The sequence below is a fragment of the Actibacterium mucosum KCTC 23349 genome (genome assembly GCF_000647975.1).
Lineage (GTDB): Bacteria > Pseudomonadota > Alphaproteobacteria > Rhodobacterales > Rhodobacteraceae > Actibacterium > Actibacterium mucosum.
The window spans coordinates 90,304-103,665 of the sequence record NZ_JFKE01000001.1 but is presented as its reverse complement, the minus strand read 5'-3'; the positions used below and the strand labels follow the sequence as shown (position 1 = coordinate 103,665).

The following is a 13,362-nucleotide window of genomic DNA, read 5'->3' as shown; positions in this document are numbered from 1 at the left end:
TTGGGTTCGGAATCTCCTCCATTATCCGCAAAGGATGCAATCATGACCTTCACCCCTCATGGTAATCACTTTATTGCGGGCGAGCTGGTTGGCGGCACCGCCAAATTCTCCAGCGAGCCGGCCACTGGCGACGCGCATCAGTTCTCGGTAGGCACTGTCGAACTGGTCAACAAAGCTGTTGAAGCTGCGGAAGAGGCGTTCTGGTCGTTCGGATACTCGACCCGCGAAGAGCGCGCTGCATTCCTGAACACCATCGCCGACGAGATCGACCTGCGCGGCGACGCAATCACCCAGATCGGTTCGGAAGAAACCGGCCTGCCCGAAGCGCGCCTGATCGGCGAGCGGGGCCGCACCGTTGGCCAGCTGCGCCTGTTTGCGTCGCATATCCTGGCCGGTGACTATCTGGACCGCCGCTATGACGAGGCGCTGCCTGACCGTGCGCCGCTGCCCCGTCCCGATCTGAAGATGGTTCAGCGCCCCATCGGCCCGGTGGCCGTGTTTGGCGCGTCGAACTTCCCGTTGGCGTTTTCGACTGCCGGGGGCGACACCGCCGCCGCGCTGGCTGCCGGCTGCCCGGTTGTGGTCAAAGGCCACTCGGCCCACCCCGGCACCGGCGAGATCGTGGCCGAGGCCATCCGCGCCGCGGTTGAGAAATGCGGCATCCACCCCGGCGTGTTCAGCCTGATCCAAGGCGGCAAGCGCGACGTGGGCACCACGCTGGTGCAGCACCCGCTGATCAAGGCCGTGGGCTTCACCGGCTCGCTGGGCGGTGGCCGGGCGCTCTTTAACCTTTGCGCCGCGCGCCCCGAGCCGATCCCGTTCTTTGGCGAGCTTGGCTCGGTCAACCCGATGTTCCTGCTGCCCGAGGCCCTGTCGGCCCGCGGCGCGGCGATCGCCGAAGGCTGGGCCGGGTCGCTGACCATGGGTGCGGGCCAGTTCTGCACCAACCCCGGCATTGCCGTGGTGATCGAAGGCGACGACGCAAATGCCTTTGCCGCCGCTGCCGTCAAAGCGTTGGAGCCGATGGGTGCACAGACCATGCTGACCGATGGCATTGCCGCCGCTTACCGCTCGGGTCGCGACGCCATTGCCGGTACCACTGGTGTGCAAGAGCTGCTGACCAGCACCTGCGACCTGCGCAACGCCACGCCGTATCTCTTTGAGACCACCGGCGCCGAATGGCTGGAGAACGAGGTTCTGGGCGAAGAGGTGTTCGGCCCCCTGGGTCTGATCGTCCGCGTCAAGGATGCTGACGAGATGCGCGCGCTGGCCAAATCCCTGCAGGGTCAGCTGACCTGCACCCTGCATATGGATGACGGCGACACCGAATTGGCCGGCACCCTGATGCCGATCATCGAACGCAAGGCGGGCCGCCTACTGGCCAACGGCTTCCCGACCGGGGTTGAGGTGTCGGATACCATGGTGCATGGCGGGCCTTACCCGGCCTCGACCAATTTCGGCGCTACGTCGGTTGGCACGCTGTCGATCCGCCGCTTCCTGCGCCCGGTCTGCTATCAGAACCTGCCCGATGCGATCCTGCCCGGCGATCTGAAGTAAGCAAAGCACTGGCATGGGGGCGGCGGCTGCGATAGCACTGCCCCCATGATCACCTACCTGGCGGGGTATTCCCGCAAGAAAGACAGCGTTTTTGAATCTGTGGCCCACGCCGATGGCGGTGGTAAGCGGCTCCGTACGATTCCGCTGAGCTTTCGCGGTTTTCCTGAGACATCCGAACGAACCAATGCGGCGCTGGCCGTGGCCAAGCGGCAACCCAAAGGTCTGGGCCGCGTCCTGAAACGGTGGCTGATCGCGGCGCAGTACAACGGCGCACGGCGGTATTTTACGCGGCATTCGGCGCATGTGGCTGTCTGCTGGAATGGGCTTACGGGATCACGCCGGGCCTTTATGCAAGGCGCGCGAGATGCGGGCGCCAAGACGCTTTATACCGAGCTTGCGCCCTTTCCCGGCCGCGTCACGCTGGACCATACCGGGGTGAACTCCGCCAACAGTCTGCCGCGCGACCCTGCCTTCTACCTGACCTGGGCCGACAGGCCCGACCGCCAAGGCGAAGGCTGGCGAGCGCTTGGCGCAAACCTGACCGCGCGCGCTTCGCGACGGGCCGATGTAGGGCAGGCGGGCGGCGCCGACCTGCAGGCCGCCGGGCCGTTCCTGTTTGTGCCGTTGCAGGTGCCCAATGACAGCCAGATCACCCTGTTTGGCGGTTGGACGGGGTCCGTGCCTGCCATGATCCGCGCGCTGGATGCAGCCGCCGAGGCGTTGCCCGATGGCTGGCACATCCGCATCAAGGAACACCCCTCGGCCAAGACACCTATGACCGAGGTTCTGGCCCAAACCGGCCCGCGTATCGTGGTCGACAACCAGACCGACACTTTCGCGCAGGTCGCTGCCAGCCGGGGCGTGATCACCATCAACTCGTCCGTTGGCCTGCAGGCGTTTTTCTATGACAAGCCCGTGGTCGTGCTGGGACAGGCGTTTTTTGCGCTGCCCGGGCTGGCCACCACGGCGGATGGCCCGGACGCGCTGCGCCAGTGTTTTGCCGGGGCTGATACCCTGACCTTTGACCCGGCCTTGCGTGCCGCATTCATGAATTACCTCGATCAGGTCTACTACCCCCGCGCAGAACCTGCCGATGACGGCGGATTGATCGTGAACCCGGATGATATTGCCGCAAAACTGGCCGCGGCGCGGGCCTAACCGCGCCATGCCCCTTTCCCTTGGCCGCCCTTTGCGCTAAGGCTCCGCGCCGTGTCATCCTGACCGATAGGAGATCCCGAAATGGGCTATAGAGTTGCCGTTGTCGGCGCCACCGGAAACGTGGGCCGCGAAATGCTGAACATCCTGGCCGAGCGTCAGTTCCCCGTGGACGAGATCGCCGCCATCGCCTCGCGCCGGTCGCTGGGGTCCGAGGTCAGCTTTGGCGACGAGACCCTGACCACGGTTGATATCGACACGTTCAACTTCGAAGGCTGGGATATCGCCCTGTTCGCCATCGGGTCCGAGGCCACCAAGAAATATGCCCCCAAGGTTGCCGCTACCGGCTGTGTGGTCATCGATAACAGCTCGCTTTATCGCTATGACCCGCTGGTGCCGTTGATCGTGCCCGAGGTGAATGCCGACGCGATCGAGGGGTACAAGAACAAGAACATTATCGCCAACCCCAACTGCTCGACCGCGCAGATGGTGGTGGCGCTGAAGCCGCTGCATGATCGCGCCAAGATCAAGCGGGTGGTGGTCAGCACCTATCAGTCGGTCTCGGGCTCGGGCAAGGATGCCATCGACGAGCTGTGGAACCAGACCAAGGGCATGTATGTGCCGGGTCAGGAAGTGGAGCCTGACGTTTATCCCAAGCAGATCGCCTTCAACGTGATCCCGCATATCGATACCTTCCTGGAAGACGGCCAGACCAAGGAAGAATGGAAAATGGTCGCCGAGACGAAAAAGATCGTCGACAAATCCATCAAGGTCACGGCCACCTGCGTGCGCGTGCCGGTCTTTGTTGGCCATTCCGAGGCGATCAATATCGAGTTCGAGGAATTCCTGGACGAAGATGAAGCCCGCGACATCCTGCGCGAAGCACCCGGCATCATGGTTGTCGATAAGCGCGAGGATGGCGGCTATGTCACGCCGGTGGAATGCGTGGGCGACTTTGCCACCTTTATCAGCCGTATCCGTCAGGACAGCACATTGGACAACGGCCTGAACCTGTGGTGCGTGAGCGACAACCTGCGCAAAGGTGCCGCCCTGAACGCGGTGCAAATCGCCGAGGTTCTGGCCAATCGGGTGCTGAAAAAGGGCTGAGCCCTTTTCTCGCCTATCGGTTTTCAAGTTGGGGGCTGGTCTTTTGGATCAGCCCCTATGCTTTTGCGCCGGATTCATTTCTTTCGAATCACGCAACCATAATCATGTCCCGTTTGCGAGTGGAGGAGATTATGGACGGACCAGCGACCAAAGAACTGCAGTATCAAAACGCCTGGGCAAGTGCACGTATGGCCAGCCGACTGGATACGGAAATGGCGGCTTTGTTACGCATTTCTCTGCTGCCAAGTTTTGAAACGGCCAATTCCTGGAGCGAGTTGAAACTCGCCTTGGCAAGCAAAGGGTTTTACTTGCGACACGCGCAAGATTTGCTGAAGCTGTGCGACAGTATCAGCCACATAGAAATCTGCACGACTCAATTCCTTGGCGTTCCCGCAGACGAATTGCAACAGCGGCTGCTATGAAGACCCGGCCAATTTCGTGCGAAATTGCAAGAAATTGGCGGTGCTTTTCGTACTCGCAGCAACACTTCGTTGACCGCCTTTGCCTAGGTTGCCCACGTGGGGTGGAATTTGGTGTGGAGGACTGCATGCTGGCAGGAGTCAAAATGCTGTGCTGCGACGAACCGTTGGGGATGGATCCTGAACGTTTGGCGGCACTTTACGTGGAAATGGGCGAAACGGCCGCCAATGCCGCCGTGTCGCGCGCGTTACGTGATCTTTCCGACGCGATGGAACAGCTTCGCTGTGACATGTCATTTCGAGCCCCTGCCGAGGTGTTGTGTCAATCTTCTCACAAAATCCGGGACATTGCCGAGCCACTGGGCCTTACCACTTTGGCCGTATCTGCCGCCAACGTTGCCGATGCCGTGATCAGCGGCGACACCGTTGCAACCTTTGCGACCCTCGCGCGGTTAGAGAAGGTGGCGAACCGTTCCCTCAAAGTGGTTTGGGACATTCACGATCTTTCCGACTGAAACCTGATTGCGTGTGCGGCCCACGCCGGTAAGCTGATCCCAGTTTCAGCAACGAAGATCACACCACATGAAGTTTGCCGCACCAGACTCTCAAGCTATCAGCCTGTACATCCTGACTTCGGACGAGGTGGATGGCTGGAAAGACAGCCTCAGCGATGCCGCCCGTAATTGGGTTGAGGCCAACGGTTTCACTGGCGGCTTGGGGCAACACTGCATTTTGCCGTCTGAAGGCGGGGAAATTGCTGGCGTTGCAATCGGTGTCGGGTCTGAACCGTCCTTGAAACGCGGGCGATTTCCGGTTGCAAAGGCTGCTGCCAATTTGCCCGAAGGGACCTACCGGTTGGCAATGGTGCCGCGCCTGCTGAATGTAGAGAACGAGGCCCTTGGCTGGCTGTTGGCCCAGTATCGGTTTGATCGTTACGCTAAGAAAACTGCAATGCCCGCGCGGCTGATAGCCCCCGAAGATGTCGACGCCGCACGGGTAGAGGCGATTGCTGCCGGCGAGGCCCTGACACGCGACCTGATAAACACGCCGGCATCAGACATGGGGCCCACGGCCCTGCAATCGGCTGCGGAAACACTGGCAGCGGAATTCGGGGCAACGGTCAAGGTGACGACCGGCAAAGCGTTGTTGTCGGAAAACTTTCCCATGATCCACACCGTTGGCCGCGCCGCAGCGGACGCGCCGCGCCTGATTGAAATGAAATGGGGCGATGCTGGCCCCCGGCTGACACTTGTTGGCAAAGGCGTATGTTTCGACACGGGCGGCCTGAACCTGAAACCGGGCGCGTCCATGGGCCTGATGAAAAAGGACATGGGCGGCGCGGCGACTGTTCTGGGGCTGGCGTGCATGATCATGGCGCTGGACCTGCCGTTGCAATTGCGGGTGCTGGTCCCGGCGGTAGAGAACGCGGTGGCGGGCAACGCCTTCCGCCCGCAGGACATCCTGACTTCGCGCAAAGGTCTGACGGTCGAGATTAACAACACCGATGCCGAAGGGCGCTTGGTTTTGGCCGACGCACTGGCGCTGGCAGACGAGGAACCGACAGACCTGATCGTGTCTATGGCCACGTTGACAGGAGCGGCTCGCGTGGCTGTCGGCCCGGACCTTGCGCCGTTTTATACCGACAGCGACGACACAGCACAGGCTTTATCGCAAAGCGGTGCTGCGGTTGCCGATCCTGTCTGGCGTATGCCCTTTCACGCCCCTTACGAAGCAATGATCGAACCCGGGATTGCCGATCTGGACAACGCGCCCAAAGGCGGGTTCGCCGGGTCGATCACCGCGGCACTGTTCCTGCGACGGTTTGTCGAACGCGCGCCGTATCTGCATTTTGACATCTATGGTTGGCAACCATCGGCGGCACCGGCACGCCCCAAGGGTGGCGTTGGCCAAGGTGCGCGCGCCTTGCTGGATGCGCTGCCAAAGCTGTTAGACCTGTGAGGGCGTCGATCACGGTGTCGGTCGCTAACCTTTGCGACACACCCAACGGTCGACGCGAGCGGCAACTGATGCTGGGCGAGATCGTGGAGGTGGGGGCGTCGCGGGACGGCTGGGCGCAGGTTGCAGCCGCTAAAGATGGCTATGGTGGGTGGGTGCAAGACACGGTTCTTGGGCCACCGTTTGACGCCACACACCGCGTCAGCGTATTGGCCAGCCACCTTTACCCTCGTCCCGACATGAAATCTGGAAACGAGACTTGGGTGAGTTTTGGCAGCCGAATGCGTGTTGTTTCGGCTGACGGGAATTTCTTCGAAACCCACGACGGGCGTTACATTCCCAAACCCCATCTAAGGCCCTTAAACGCGCCATTTGCTGATCCGGTAACCGTCGCGCAGATGTTTTTTGGAGTACCGTACCTTTGGGGGGGGAATTCGGCGATGGGGATCGATTGTTCGGGGCTGGTGCAAGCGGCACTCGTTGCTGCCGGTATCGATTGTCCGGGCGACAGCGGTCCGCAGGAAAATGCGCTTGGAACGCCACTTGCGCTGGGTTCAAAACCACAACGCGGTGATCTGCTGTTTTGGAAGGGCCATGTCGCTATTGCCGTTGATCATGACACACTGATCCATGCCAATGCGCATCACATGGCGGTGGCTTACGAGCGGATTCCAGATGCGATTCAGCGAATAGAAAGCCAAGGCGATGGGCCGGTGACGGCCCATAAGCGCCTCATTTGATCGCGCGGATCAGCTTTTTCTCGAGGACCCGCAGCACTGTACGCAGGTCTCCTCCGCGTTTCAGGATCTGCCCGTCCATGCCGATGACGGCATACATGCCCTGTTTGTTCCGCAATTTGGGGCGCTTCTCGATGCGATAAATCGGATGCTCGGCCGTGCGACGAAAGATGGAGAATACGGCCACTTCACGTAAGGACGAGATTCCGTAATCGCGCCATTCGCCTGCGGCCACCATACGGCCATATACCCCCAGGATAATGCCAAGTTCCTTACGGTGGTAATGCACAAGCTCGACCGGTTTGGCAGAGTTCTGCGGCGGCAGTTGTTGAATGGTCATGGGGGAAATTTGCCCACGAATCCCTTCCAAATCAAGCTTTGCCCCGCAATTGCCACAAAAAGACCGCGTGATTTCCCATGGTGCACCCATCGGCTGCCCAGATTGAACGCGATAACATGCCCATAGCAAGATTGTTTGCCCGATACCGTGCGTTTTTAGCCCCCACCCAGTGCGCGGTATCGGGCGGCAAGTTGAAACCGGCCCATCTGAGGCCGGTTTTTCTTTGTCTGTGCTGTCGGGTCTCGCCAAGCTGAAACGTCCTTGGCATGATTGACCCATATTCAGCAGAGGCATGGCATGTATTTTTCGATTTTGATTTACGGTGAAGACGGTGCGTGGGAGCAATTGCCACCCGAAGAACAGCAAAAGGTCATGGAAGGGCACAAAGCGCTGCAAAAAGCACTGGGCGAACGCGGGCCGTTTGCCACGGCCAAGCTTATGGGTGCTTCTGCCGCAGTGACGCTGCAACCGGTGACCGAAGGGGCCGATGCATTGGTGCTGGACGGGCCATTTGCTGACACCAAAGAGCGGTTCTTGGGGTTTTATGGCGCAGAATTCGAAGATTTGGATGAAGCGATCCGGTTTGCTCGGTTCCTGAGCTCGGCCTATGCGCGGATCGAGGTTCGGCCGGTGGAATGGGCCGGCGGCGTGTTGGCTCAGGAGGCCTGAGATTTCCACCTGGCTCGACGCCCAGTTTGCGCGATGCCGTCCTCGCGCCATCGCGGCGCTGACCCGGCAATTTCGCGATATCGACCTGGCCGAGGAGTCGTTCTCTGACGCCTGCCTGCGCGCGGTCACCAGATGGCCGCAAGACGGACAGCCCGACGACCCGTTTGCCTGGCTGCTGGTCACGGCACGCCGGGCGGGGATCGATCGGTTGCGCAAAACGCGGCGTGCCATGGCGCATGTCGAGGCCGAAATGGCAAACGAACCGGAATTCACCATGCCAACCGCCGACGATCTGCGCGATGACGTCTTGCGGTTGCTATTCATCTGCTGTCATCCGGCTCTGCGCCGACAGGACCAGTTGGCGTTGGCCTTGCGGGTTGTGGTCGGGATGAGTGTGGCCGAGATCGCCCGCGCCTTTCTGGTGAACCCCCGCACGATGGAACAACGACTGACACGCGCCAAACGCACCGTTGCCTCGAACCCTGTACCGTTCGAGACACCCGCGCCGGCGGAGCGTCTGAAACGTCTGAACGACGTTTCAACCATGGTCTATCTCCTGTTCTCGGAAGGGTGGTCCACCAGCGCGGACACCGTTCAGGTAAAGCTGCCGCTGTGTCACGAAGCGATCCGTCTGGCGCGGCTGTTGCTGGATCTGTTCCCCGGCATGGCCGAGCAAATGGGCCTGTTGGCGCTGATGCTGTTCCAACATGCGCGGCTGGATGCCCGGACAGATCCGCAAGGCAAACTTGTACCGATCGACGAACAGGATCGCAGCAAATGGGACAAGGTGTTGATCAACGAGGCGCGTGCATTGCTGCAAAAGGCAGCACGCCACGGCCCTCCTGGCGCGATGCAGTTGCAGGCGGCTATCGCCGGTGTCCATGCTGTGGCCGTGTCGGATTCGGAAACCGATTGGGTGCGGCTGGGCGATCTCTATGCCGCGCTTTATGCCTTGCAACCCACACCGGTGGTGCGCCTGAACCAAGCCGCGGTTTTACAAAAAACTGATGGGCCGGCGGCGGCATTGGCAATGCTGGAGCCCCTTGTAGAACCGTTGAGCGCCTATCGCTGGTTTCACAGTATGCGCGGTGCGTTGTTGCTCGAAACTGGCGACAAACCCGCCGCGCGTCTGGCATTTGAGCGGGCAATGGATCTGGGTCCTACAGCGCCCGAAGCACAGAGCCTGCTTGAAAAAATTGCGCTCTGCCAAAAATAATTTCCACCACCTGTCGGAAAGGGCCGATCCGGCGCGTCCTTGGGGTGCTGGCGCGATGGCCAGCGGTACCAACAGGAGAAACTGAAATGCCCGATACGACCATGACCACACCCGGCAATGCAGGCTGGATTGGATTTTCCGGCCCCGACAATGCCAAGGCAAAAGCGTTCTATGCCGATGTTCTGGGTTGGCAGATCAACGAAATGCCGATGCAGGATGGCTCCAGCTATTCCGGGATCTTTGTGAATGACGCCCCCATTGGTGGCTTTTCCCCGATGCCCGAAGACAGCGGCGCCTGGACCATTTTTGTGACCGTGACCGATGTCGACGGGGCCACCAAGAAGGCCGAGGAACGGGGCGCACAGATCCTCAACGGGCCGATGGACATGCCCGGCGTTGGCCGAATGACCACAATCATCGACCCACAGGGCGCGCGGATTGCGATGATCACCTATGAAAGCATGCAAGGCTAATGCATTGGGCCGGGTACAATACCCGGCCCGTTCATCCGCAGAGGACCACATGGTATTTCAACTCACCTATACCTTTCTTTTCACCACCAAATTTCCGCGGCCCATACTCTGGGTGTTCAACACAAGGGGTGCGTCATGAATTTTTCCGCCTTTTCCAAGGATGTTCCCGCCTTTCTGACCGAGCTGAAAGCCAACAACAGCAAGGATTGGTTCGCTGCCAACAAGGCGCGGTACGACGCAGGCATCAAAGCCCCGGCGCAAGAGTTTGGCGCGGCGATGTGCGAGGTGTTGGAGCAAGCGACGGATTTACCGCATAGTGCCAAGTTGTTCCGGGTTTATCGCGATGTGCGGTTTTCCAAGGACAAGACACCCTATAATGCCCATTTGCACATGTCTTTCACGCCCAACACCGGGCAGGAATCGCCACCAATGTGGTTTTTCGGTCTTGGAGTTGATCGGTTGTCGCTGGGTTGTGGCGTGTTTGGGTTCGACAAACAAAGCCTTGGTGCGTTTCGTGACCGGGTCGCAGGGCCGGACGGGGCAGAGTTGCAAACCGCTTTGGACAAATTGGCAGGCGCGGGCGTGCGCTTGTCCGAGCCTGACCTGAAACGCGTGCCCGCGCCGTATGACAAAGACCATCCGCATGGTGCATTGCTGCGCCGCAAGGGCCTGTCCGCCTGGCTGGATGTTGAGGATCGCGCAGTGGTGACGCGGCCGGGGTTGGTCGCGTTCACTTTGCAGAACCTGCTGCTGCTGCGCCCCGTCTTCGACTTCTTGCGCGCTTAGTACATCGTGCGCTGATACTCGTCCTCAAGGTCGGCATCGATCTTGTCCATCTCTGCCTTGTTGTCGGGGGCGCCGGTGGTCTGGTCCAGGATCATTTTGGGCAATGAGGGCATCTCGGCCCGGTCCTGCTGTTGCGTCGGTTCCCACAGTTTCGAACGGCGAAATGCCTTGGCGCAATGCAGGAATACCTCGTCGATCCGCACCACGATTGCAACGGTTGGGGTGCGGTCGTTGACGGCCAGCAAGGCCAGCAACGCGGGGTCGCGGCTGAGCTGCGCCTTGCCGTTCACCCGTACCGTTTCGTCATAGCCGGGCACCATGAACAAGATCCCCACGGCCGGGTTCGCCACGATATTGGCCAGCGTGTCCAGCCGGTTATTGCCGGGCCGGTCGGGGATCAGCAGGGTCTGATCATCCAGTACTTTCACGAACCCGCGCGGATCGCCGCGGGGGCTGACATCGGCCTGACCGTCCGGTGTCTGCGTGCCGATGCACAGGAATGGCGAGCGGGCCAGAAAGTCGCGCATATGCGCATCCAGCTGCGGCAGGGCTTTCTTGATTGCGATGTCATGGGTGGGCGGGAACAGGTCCCGCAGGTCTGTTTCAGACGTCACCAGATATTCCGGCCGCAGGGTCGTTTCGCGTGTCATTCCTCGTGTCCTCCCAGCAAGAGCAATGTGGGAAGTATATTAATTTTGCTGCTAAAGTAAATGACAGTATCAGGCAAATTGCCCTTGGCAAAACCAACCCGAGGACATCGTGCCGCCATGGGCATAATACAGCCACAACCGGGCACCGGTTTCGGTGTCCACACGCCAATAATCCCGTGTGCCACTGCGCCAGTCGGGATCGTCCAGCCACCATTCGGGCGCGATGCGCTCGGGGCCGGTGGCGGCTGTCACGCGGAACGCTTGCCGCCGCCAGCGGAAACTTTCGGGCAGTTGCGGCACATCGGGCGCGGTGACGGGTTCGGGGCGGTTGATCAACATCGGGCGCGGGTTGGGCAGGCGCGGCCAGTCGGTGCAGGGTTCCGACCACGCGGCGGCCAGGGTCTGATACGCCTTTTCGGGGATGTGGCTGTCGCCGGGATGGTGGCGGGTGATGCGTTCCAGCCCCACCCGCGCGCCGATGCGCCCGATCAGGTCGGTCAGCCGGTTGTCCTGTGTCAGGCGCTTTTGCGCGGCGGCGGTGGCCTCTAGGTGGCCAGCATGCTGACGGGCGTGCAGGGGTTCGGTCACATGCGCCTCAAGCCGCATGCGGTCGATCCCGAACCCGGCATCCACATCGCCCAGCTTCATCATCAGCAAGGGGCGGATGCGGTGCGGGTCGGCGCTGGGCCGGGCCAGCCCAACCTCCAGCGCCTGCATGGTGTGATCGGATCGGAACAGCTGCAACCGCACCCGCCGCGCGCCGCGCCCTTTCTGGGTCAGCCGGTCGCAAAGCGGCGGCAGCAGCCGGTCAATGCCGGCCAGCACGTCCTCTTCCAGCCCGATCGGGTCGGGCAGGGTCAGGCGAGTGGCGAAATGATGCGGCGGGCGGGCGGGCGACACCGGCTCGGGCTCGACCCCCAGCGCCTGATCCAGCCGCCGCATCACCGGTTGACCGAACCGCCGGGCCAGCGCGGCGCGCGGCATGCCGATCAGGTCGCCCACCTGCCGCAGGCCCAGCCGGGCCAGCGCGGCCACGTCATCCTCGGCGATGCGCAGCGCGGCCAGCGGCAGCGGCGCGATGGCCTGGCGCGTCTGGCCGGGGGCGGCGATGTGGTGCTGCGCGTTGCCCGGCGCGCCCAGTTGCGGCGGGGTGCCGCCGCGTTCCCAGTTGCGGCGCTTGGCGGCGCGCGACCGGGTGGCGCGGGCCTCTTGCGCGATGTCGTCGCCACTGCGCGCGTTGCCGGCCGCACGGCCCGCGAACCGCGCCAGCGCCCAGGCCGCGCCCACCGTGTCGGCAATGCCCGCCTGCATCGTCAGGCCCAGATCGGCGCAATCCTGTTCGACCTGCTGCACCAACGCCTCTTCGCCGCCAAACAGATGCGCACAGCCGGTCAGGTCGATGATCAGCCCCGCCGGCGGTTCCTCGGCCACCCAGGGCGAGAACTTGCCGGCCCAGCGGCGCAGCGTGGTCAGGAACAGCGCCTCGGCCTGCGGGTTCGACAGCCGCGTGTGCAGCGCGGGGCACAGCGCCTGTGCATCGCGCAGCGGCTGGCCGCGGGTCAGGCCCTTGGCCTCGGCCTCGGGGTTCAGGGCAAAGATCACCTGCATGTTGTTCACGTCGCGCAGCACCGCAAACGGGCCCGGCGGCAGGCCGCGGTCCATCCGCAATAGCCGCTCGGCCGCAAGGCGCGGAAACCAGACAGAGAGGATTCGACGGTGAGGCATGGCAGAAATGTTCACACTTTGTTCCAATTTAATCACCCCGTTGTGCAGAGTCGAGTCTTGCTGCGCCAAGTATGTGGGATAGACTGCGATCATGCGGATGAAACCCATTGCCATGATCCTTGGCCTGACAGCCAGCGCCGCGTTGGCCCATAGCGGTGTGAAAAACCCTGCAGTTCAGGCGCGCATGAATGCGATGATGGACATTGCGGGCGCAACAAAAGTGCTGGGCGACATGGCCAAAGGGGTCCGCGCGTTTGATGTAACCGCCGCTCAAGCCGCTGCCGCGCAGATCGCAGAACAGGCGACCCAGATGCCCACGCTGTTTGCTGTCCCCGAAAACGACCCCAAATCCGAGGCCGCGGCAGCTATCTGGCAGGATTTCCCCGATTTCAGCGACAAGGCCAAGGCATTGCAGGACGCGGCCCAAGCCGCGATGCAGATCGACACGCCTACGGCTCTCCAAGCCAGCATGGCTCAAATCGGTGGCACCTGCACGGCGTGCCACCAAGCTTACCGGATCACCGGCAAATAAGCCTGCGTCGTTGCAATAGAACCGCGTATCGCGCAGGCTT

Annotated in this window: 15 protein-coding genes and 1 pseudogene; 13 read left to right on the top strand and 3 right to left on the bottom strand. The window is 61.7% G+C overall.

Annotated features, from left to right (window positions below; translation table 11 throughout):
* Positions 1 to 42 precede the first annotated feature (42 nt).
* The 8 genes and pseudogenes from ACMU_RS00575 to ACMU_RS00545 all read left to right on the top strand — a co-directional run bounded on the left by ACMU_RS00575 (position 43) and on the right by ACMU_RS00545 (position 6,934).
* The gene (locus ACMU_RS00575; protein WP_035255199.1) at positions 43 to 1,557 is read left to right on the top strand and encodes an aldehyde dehydrogenase (NADP(+)); all 1,515 of its coding nucleotides are present in this window, start codon (positions 43 to 45) and stop codon (positions 1,555 to 1,557) included.
* 45 nt (positions 1,558 to 1,602) lie between these two features.
* A complete protein-coding gene (locus tag ACMU_RS00570; protein ID WP_035255197.1) occupies positions 1,603 to 2,715 on the top strand; it encodes a capsular polysaccharide export protein, LipB/KpsS family in 1,113 nt (370 codons plus the stop codon).
* A gap of 81 nt (positions 2,716 to 2,796) precedes the next feature.
* The gene (locus tag ACMU_RS00565; protein ID WP_035255195.1) at positions 2,797 to 3,819 is read left to right on the top strand and encodes an aspartate-semialdehyde dehydrogenase; all 1,023 of its coding nucleotides are present in this window, start codon (positions 2,797 to 2,799) and stop codon (positions 3,817 to 3,819) included.
* A 131-nt stretch (positions 3,820 to 3,950) separates the two neighbouring features.
* Entirely contained in the window at positions 3,951 to 4,241 is a 291-nt protein-coding gene (locus ACMU_RS00560; RefSeq protein ID WP_236626155.1) for a hypothetical protein, read from the top strand.
* Positions 4,242 to 4,366: 125 nt separating this feature from the next.
* Positions 4,367 to 4,753 (top strand): hypothetical protein, encoded by a 387-nt coding sequence (locus ACMU_RS00555; RefSeq protein ID WP_152544468.1) that lies wholly within the window; start codon positions 4,367 to 4,369, stop codon positions 4,751 to 4,753.
* A 67-nt stretch (positions 4,754 to 4,820) separates the two neighbouring features.
* Positions 4,821 to 6,197: a leucyl aminopeptidase family protein gene (locus ACMU_RS00550; protein ID WP_035255190.1), complete on the top strand. Its 1,377-nt coding sequence runs from the start codon at positions 4,821 to 4,823 to the stop codon at positions 6,195 to 6,197.
* Positions 6,194 to 6,349 (top strand): annotated as a pseudogene (locus ACMU_RS19830) (NLP/P60 hydrolase); the annotation flags it as partial. The gene ACMU_RS00550 and the pseudogene ACMU_RS19830, both read left to right, overlap by 4 nt.
* Before the next feature lie 84 nt (positions 6,350 to 6,433).
* On the top strand, positions 6,434 to 6,934 hold the full coding sequence (locus tag ACMU_RS00545) for a C40 family peptidase (protein ID WP_236626181.1): 501 nt from the start codon (positions 6,434 to 6,436) through the stop codon (positions 6,932 to 6,934).
* Here ACMU_RS00545 and ACMU_RS00540 read toward each other — a convergent pair.
* The gene (locus ACMU_RS00540; protein ID WP_051587724.1) at positions 6,927 to 7,271 is read right to left on the bottom strand and encodes a DUF2794 domain-containing protein; all 345 of its coding nucleotides are present in this window, start codon (positions 7,269 to 7,271) and stop codon (positions 6,927 to 6,929) included. The two genes, ACMU_RS00545 and ACMU_RS00540, sit on opposite strands and share 8 nt — an antisense overlap.
* Positions 7,272 to 7,568: 297 nt before the next feature.
* Between ACMU_RS00540 and ACMU_RS00535 the strand changes: the two genes are divergently transcribed.
* From ACMU_RS00535 to ACMU_RS00520, 4 genes are all read left to right on the top strand, one after another.
* Complete coding sequence (locus ACMU_RS00535; RefSeq protein WP_035255186.1) at positions 7,569 to 7,940, top strand: YciI family protein; 372 nt, start codon at positions 7,569 to 7,571, stop codon at positions 7,938 to 7,940.
* The gene (locus ACMU_RS00530; protein ID WP_081805332.1) at positions 7,879 to 9,156 is read left to right on the top strand and encodes an RNA polymerase sigma factor; all 1,278 of its coding nucleotides are present in this window, start codon (positions 7,879 to 7,881) and stop codon (positions 9,154 to 9,156) included. Before ACMU_RS00535 ends, ACMU_RS00530 begins: the two co-directional genes overlap by 62 nt.
* An 86-nt stretch (positions 9,157 to 9,242) precedes the next feature.
* Positions 9,243 to 9,629: a VOC family protein gene (locus ACMU_RS00525; RefSeq protein WP_051587722.1), complete on the top strand. Its 387-nt coding sequence runs from the start codon at positions 9,243 to 9,245 to the stop codon at positions 9,627 to 9,629.
* Positions 9,630 to 9,764: 135 nt separating this feature from the next.
* Positions 9,765 to 10,415: a DUF2461 domain-containing protein gene (locus ACMU_RS00520; protein ID WP_035255184.1), complete on the top strand. Its 651-nt coding sequence runs from the start codon at positions 9,765 to 9,767 to the stop codon at positions 10,413 to 10,415.
* On the opposite strand, the gene ACMU_RS00515 is transcribed toward ACMU_RS00520, so the two are convergent.
* Positions 10,412 to 11,065: a pyridoxamine 5'-phosphate oxidase family protein gene (locus ACMU_RS00515; RefSeq protein ID WP_035255182.1), complete on the bottom strand. Its 654-nt coding sequence runs from the start codon at positions 11,063 to 11,065 to the stop codon at positions 10,412 to 10,414. The two genes, ACMU_RS00520 and ACMU_RS00515, sit on opposite strands and share 4 nt — an antisense overlap.
* Positions 11,066 to 11,134: 69 nt before the next feature.
* Entirely contained in the window at positions 11,135 to 12,790 is a 1,656-nt protein-coding gene (locus ACMU_RS00510) for a DUF6504 family protein (RefSeq protein WP_035255968.1), read from the bottom strand.
* Positions 12,791 to 12,881: 91 nt separating this feature from the next.
* Here ACMU_RS00510 and ACMU_RS00505 point away from each other — a divergent pair, with 91 nt between their 5' ends.
* Positions 12,882 to 13,322 (top strand): c-type cytochrome, encoded by a 441-nt coding sequence (locus tag ACMU_RS00505; RefSeq protein ID WP_081805331.1) that lies wholly within the window; start codon positions 12,882 to 12,884, stop codon positions 13,320 to 13,322.
* The last annotated feature ends 40 nt before the right edge of the window (positions 13,323 to 13,362 follow it).

Coding starts and splice junctions, on each gene's coding strand:
- ACMU_RS00565 (WP_035255195.1), top strand. CDS start 2,797: ATGGGCTATAGAGTTGCCGTTGTCGGCGCCACCGGAAACGTGGGCCGC.
- ACMU_RS00540 (WP_051587724.1), bottom strand. CDS start 7,271: ATGACCATTCAACAACTGCCGCCGCAGAACTCTGCCAAACCGGTCGAG.
- ACMU_RS00550 (WP_035255190.1), top strand. CDS start 4,821: ATGAAGTTTGCCGCACCAGACTCTCAAGCTATCAGCCTGTACATCCTG.
- ACMU_RS00570 (WP_035255197.1), top strand. CDS start 1,603: ATGATCACCTACCTGGCGGGGTATTCCCGCAAGAAAGACAGCGTTTTT.
- ACMU_RS00515 (WP_035255182.1), bottom strand. CDS start 11,065: ATGACACGCGAAACGACCCTGCGGCCGGAATATCTGGTGACGTCTGAA.
- ACMU_RS00525 (WP_051587722.1), top strand. CDS start 9,243: ATGCCCGATACGACCATGACCACACCCGGCAATGCAGGCTGGATTGGA.
- ACMU_RS00535 (WP_035255186.1), top strand. CDS start 7,569: ATGTATTTTTCGATTTTGATTTACGGTGAAGACGGTGCGTGGGAGCAA.
- ACMU_RS00555 (WP_152544468.1), top strand. CDS start 4,367: ATGCTGGCAGGAGTCAAAATGCTGTGCTGCGACGAACCGTTGGGGATG.
- ACMU_RS00575 (WP_035255199.1), top strand. CDS start 43: ATGACCTTCACCCCTCATGGTAATCACTTTATTGCGGGCGAGCTGGTT.
- ACMU_RS00530 (WP_081805332.1), top strand. CDS start 7,879: ATGCGCGGATCGAGGTTCGGCCGGTGGAATGGGCCGGCGGCGTGTTGG.
- ACMU_RS00510 (WP_035255968.1), bottom strand. CDS start 12,790: ATGCCTCACCGTCGAATCCTCTCTGTCTGGTTTCCGCGCCTTGCGGCC.
- ACMU_RS00520 (WP_035255184.1), top strand. CDS start 9,765: ATGAATTTTTCCGCCTTTTCCAAGGATGTTCCCGCCTTTCTGACCGAG.
- ACMU_RS00505 (WP_081805331.1), top strand. CDS start 12,882: ATGCGGATGAAACCCATTGCCATGATCCTTGGCCTGACAGCCAGCGCC.
- ACMU_RS00560 (WP_236626155.1), top strand. CDS start 3,951: ATGGACGGACCAGCGACCAAAGAACTGCAGTATCAAAACGCCTGGGCA.
- ACMU_RS00545 (WP_236626181.1), top strand. CDS start 6,434: ATGAAATCTGGAAACGAGACTTGGGTGAGTTTTGGCAGCCGAATGCGT.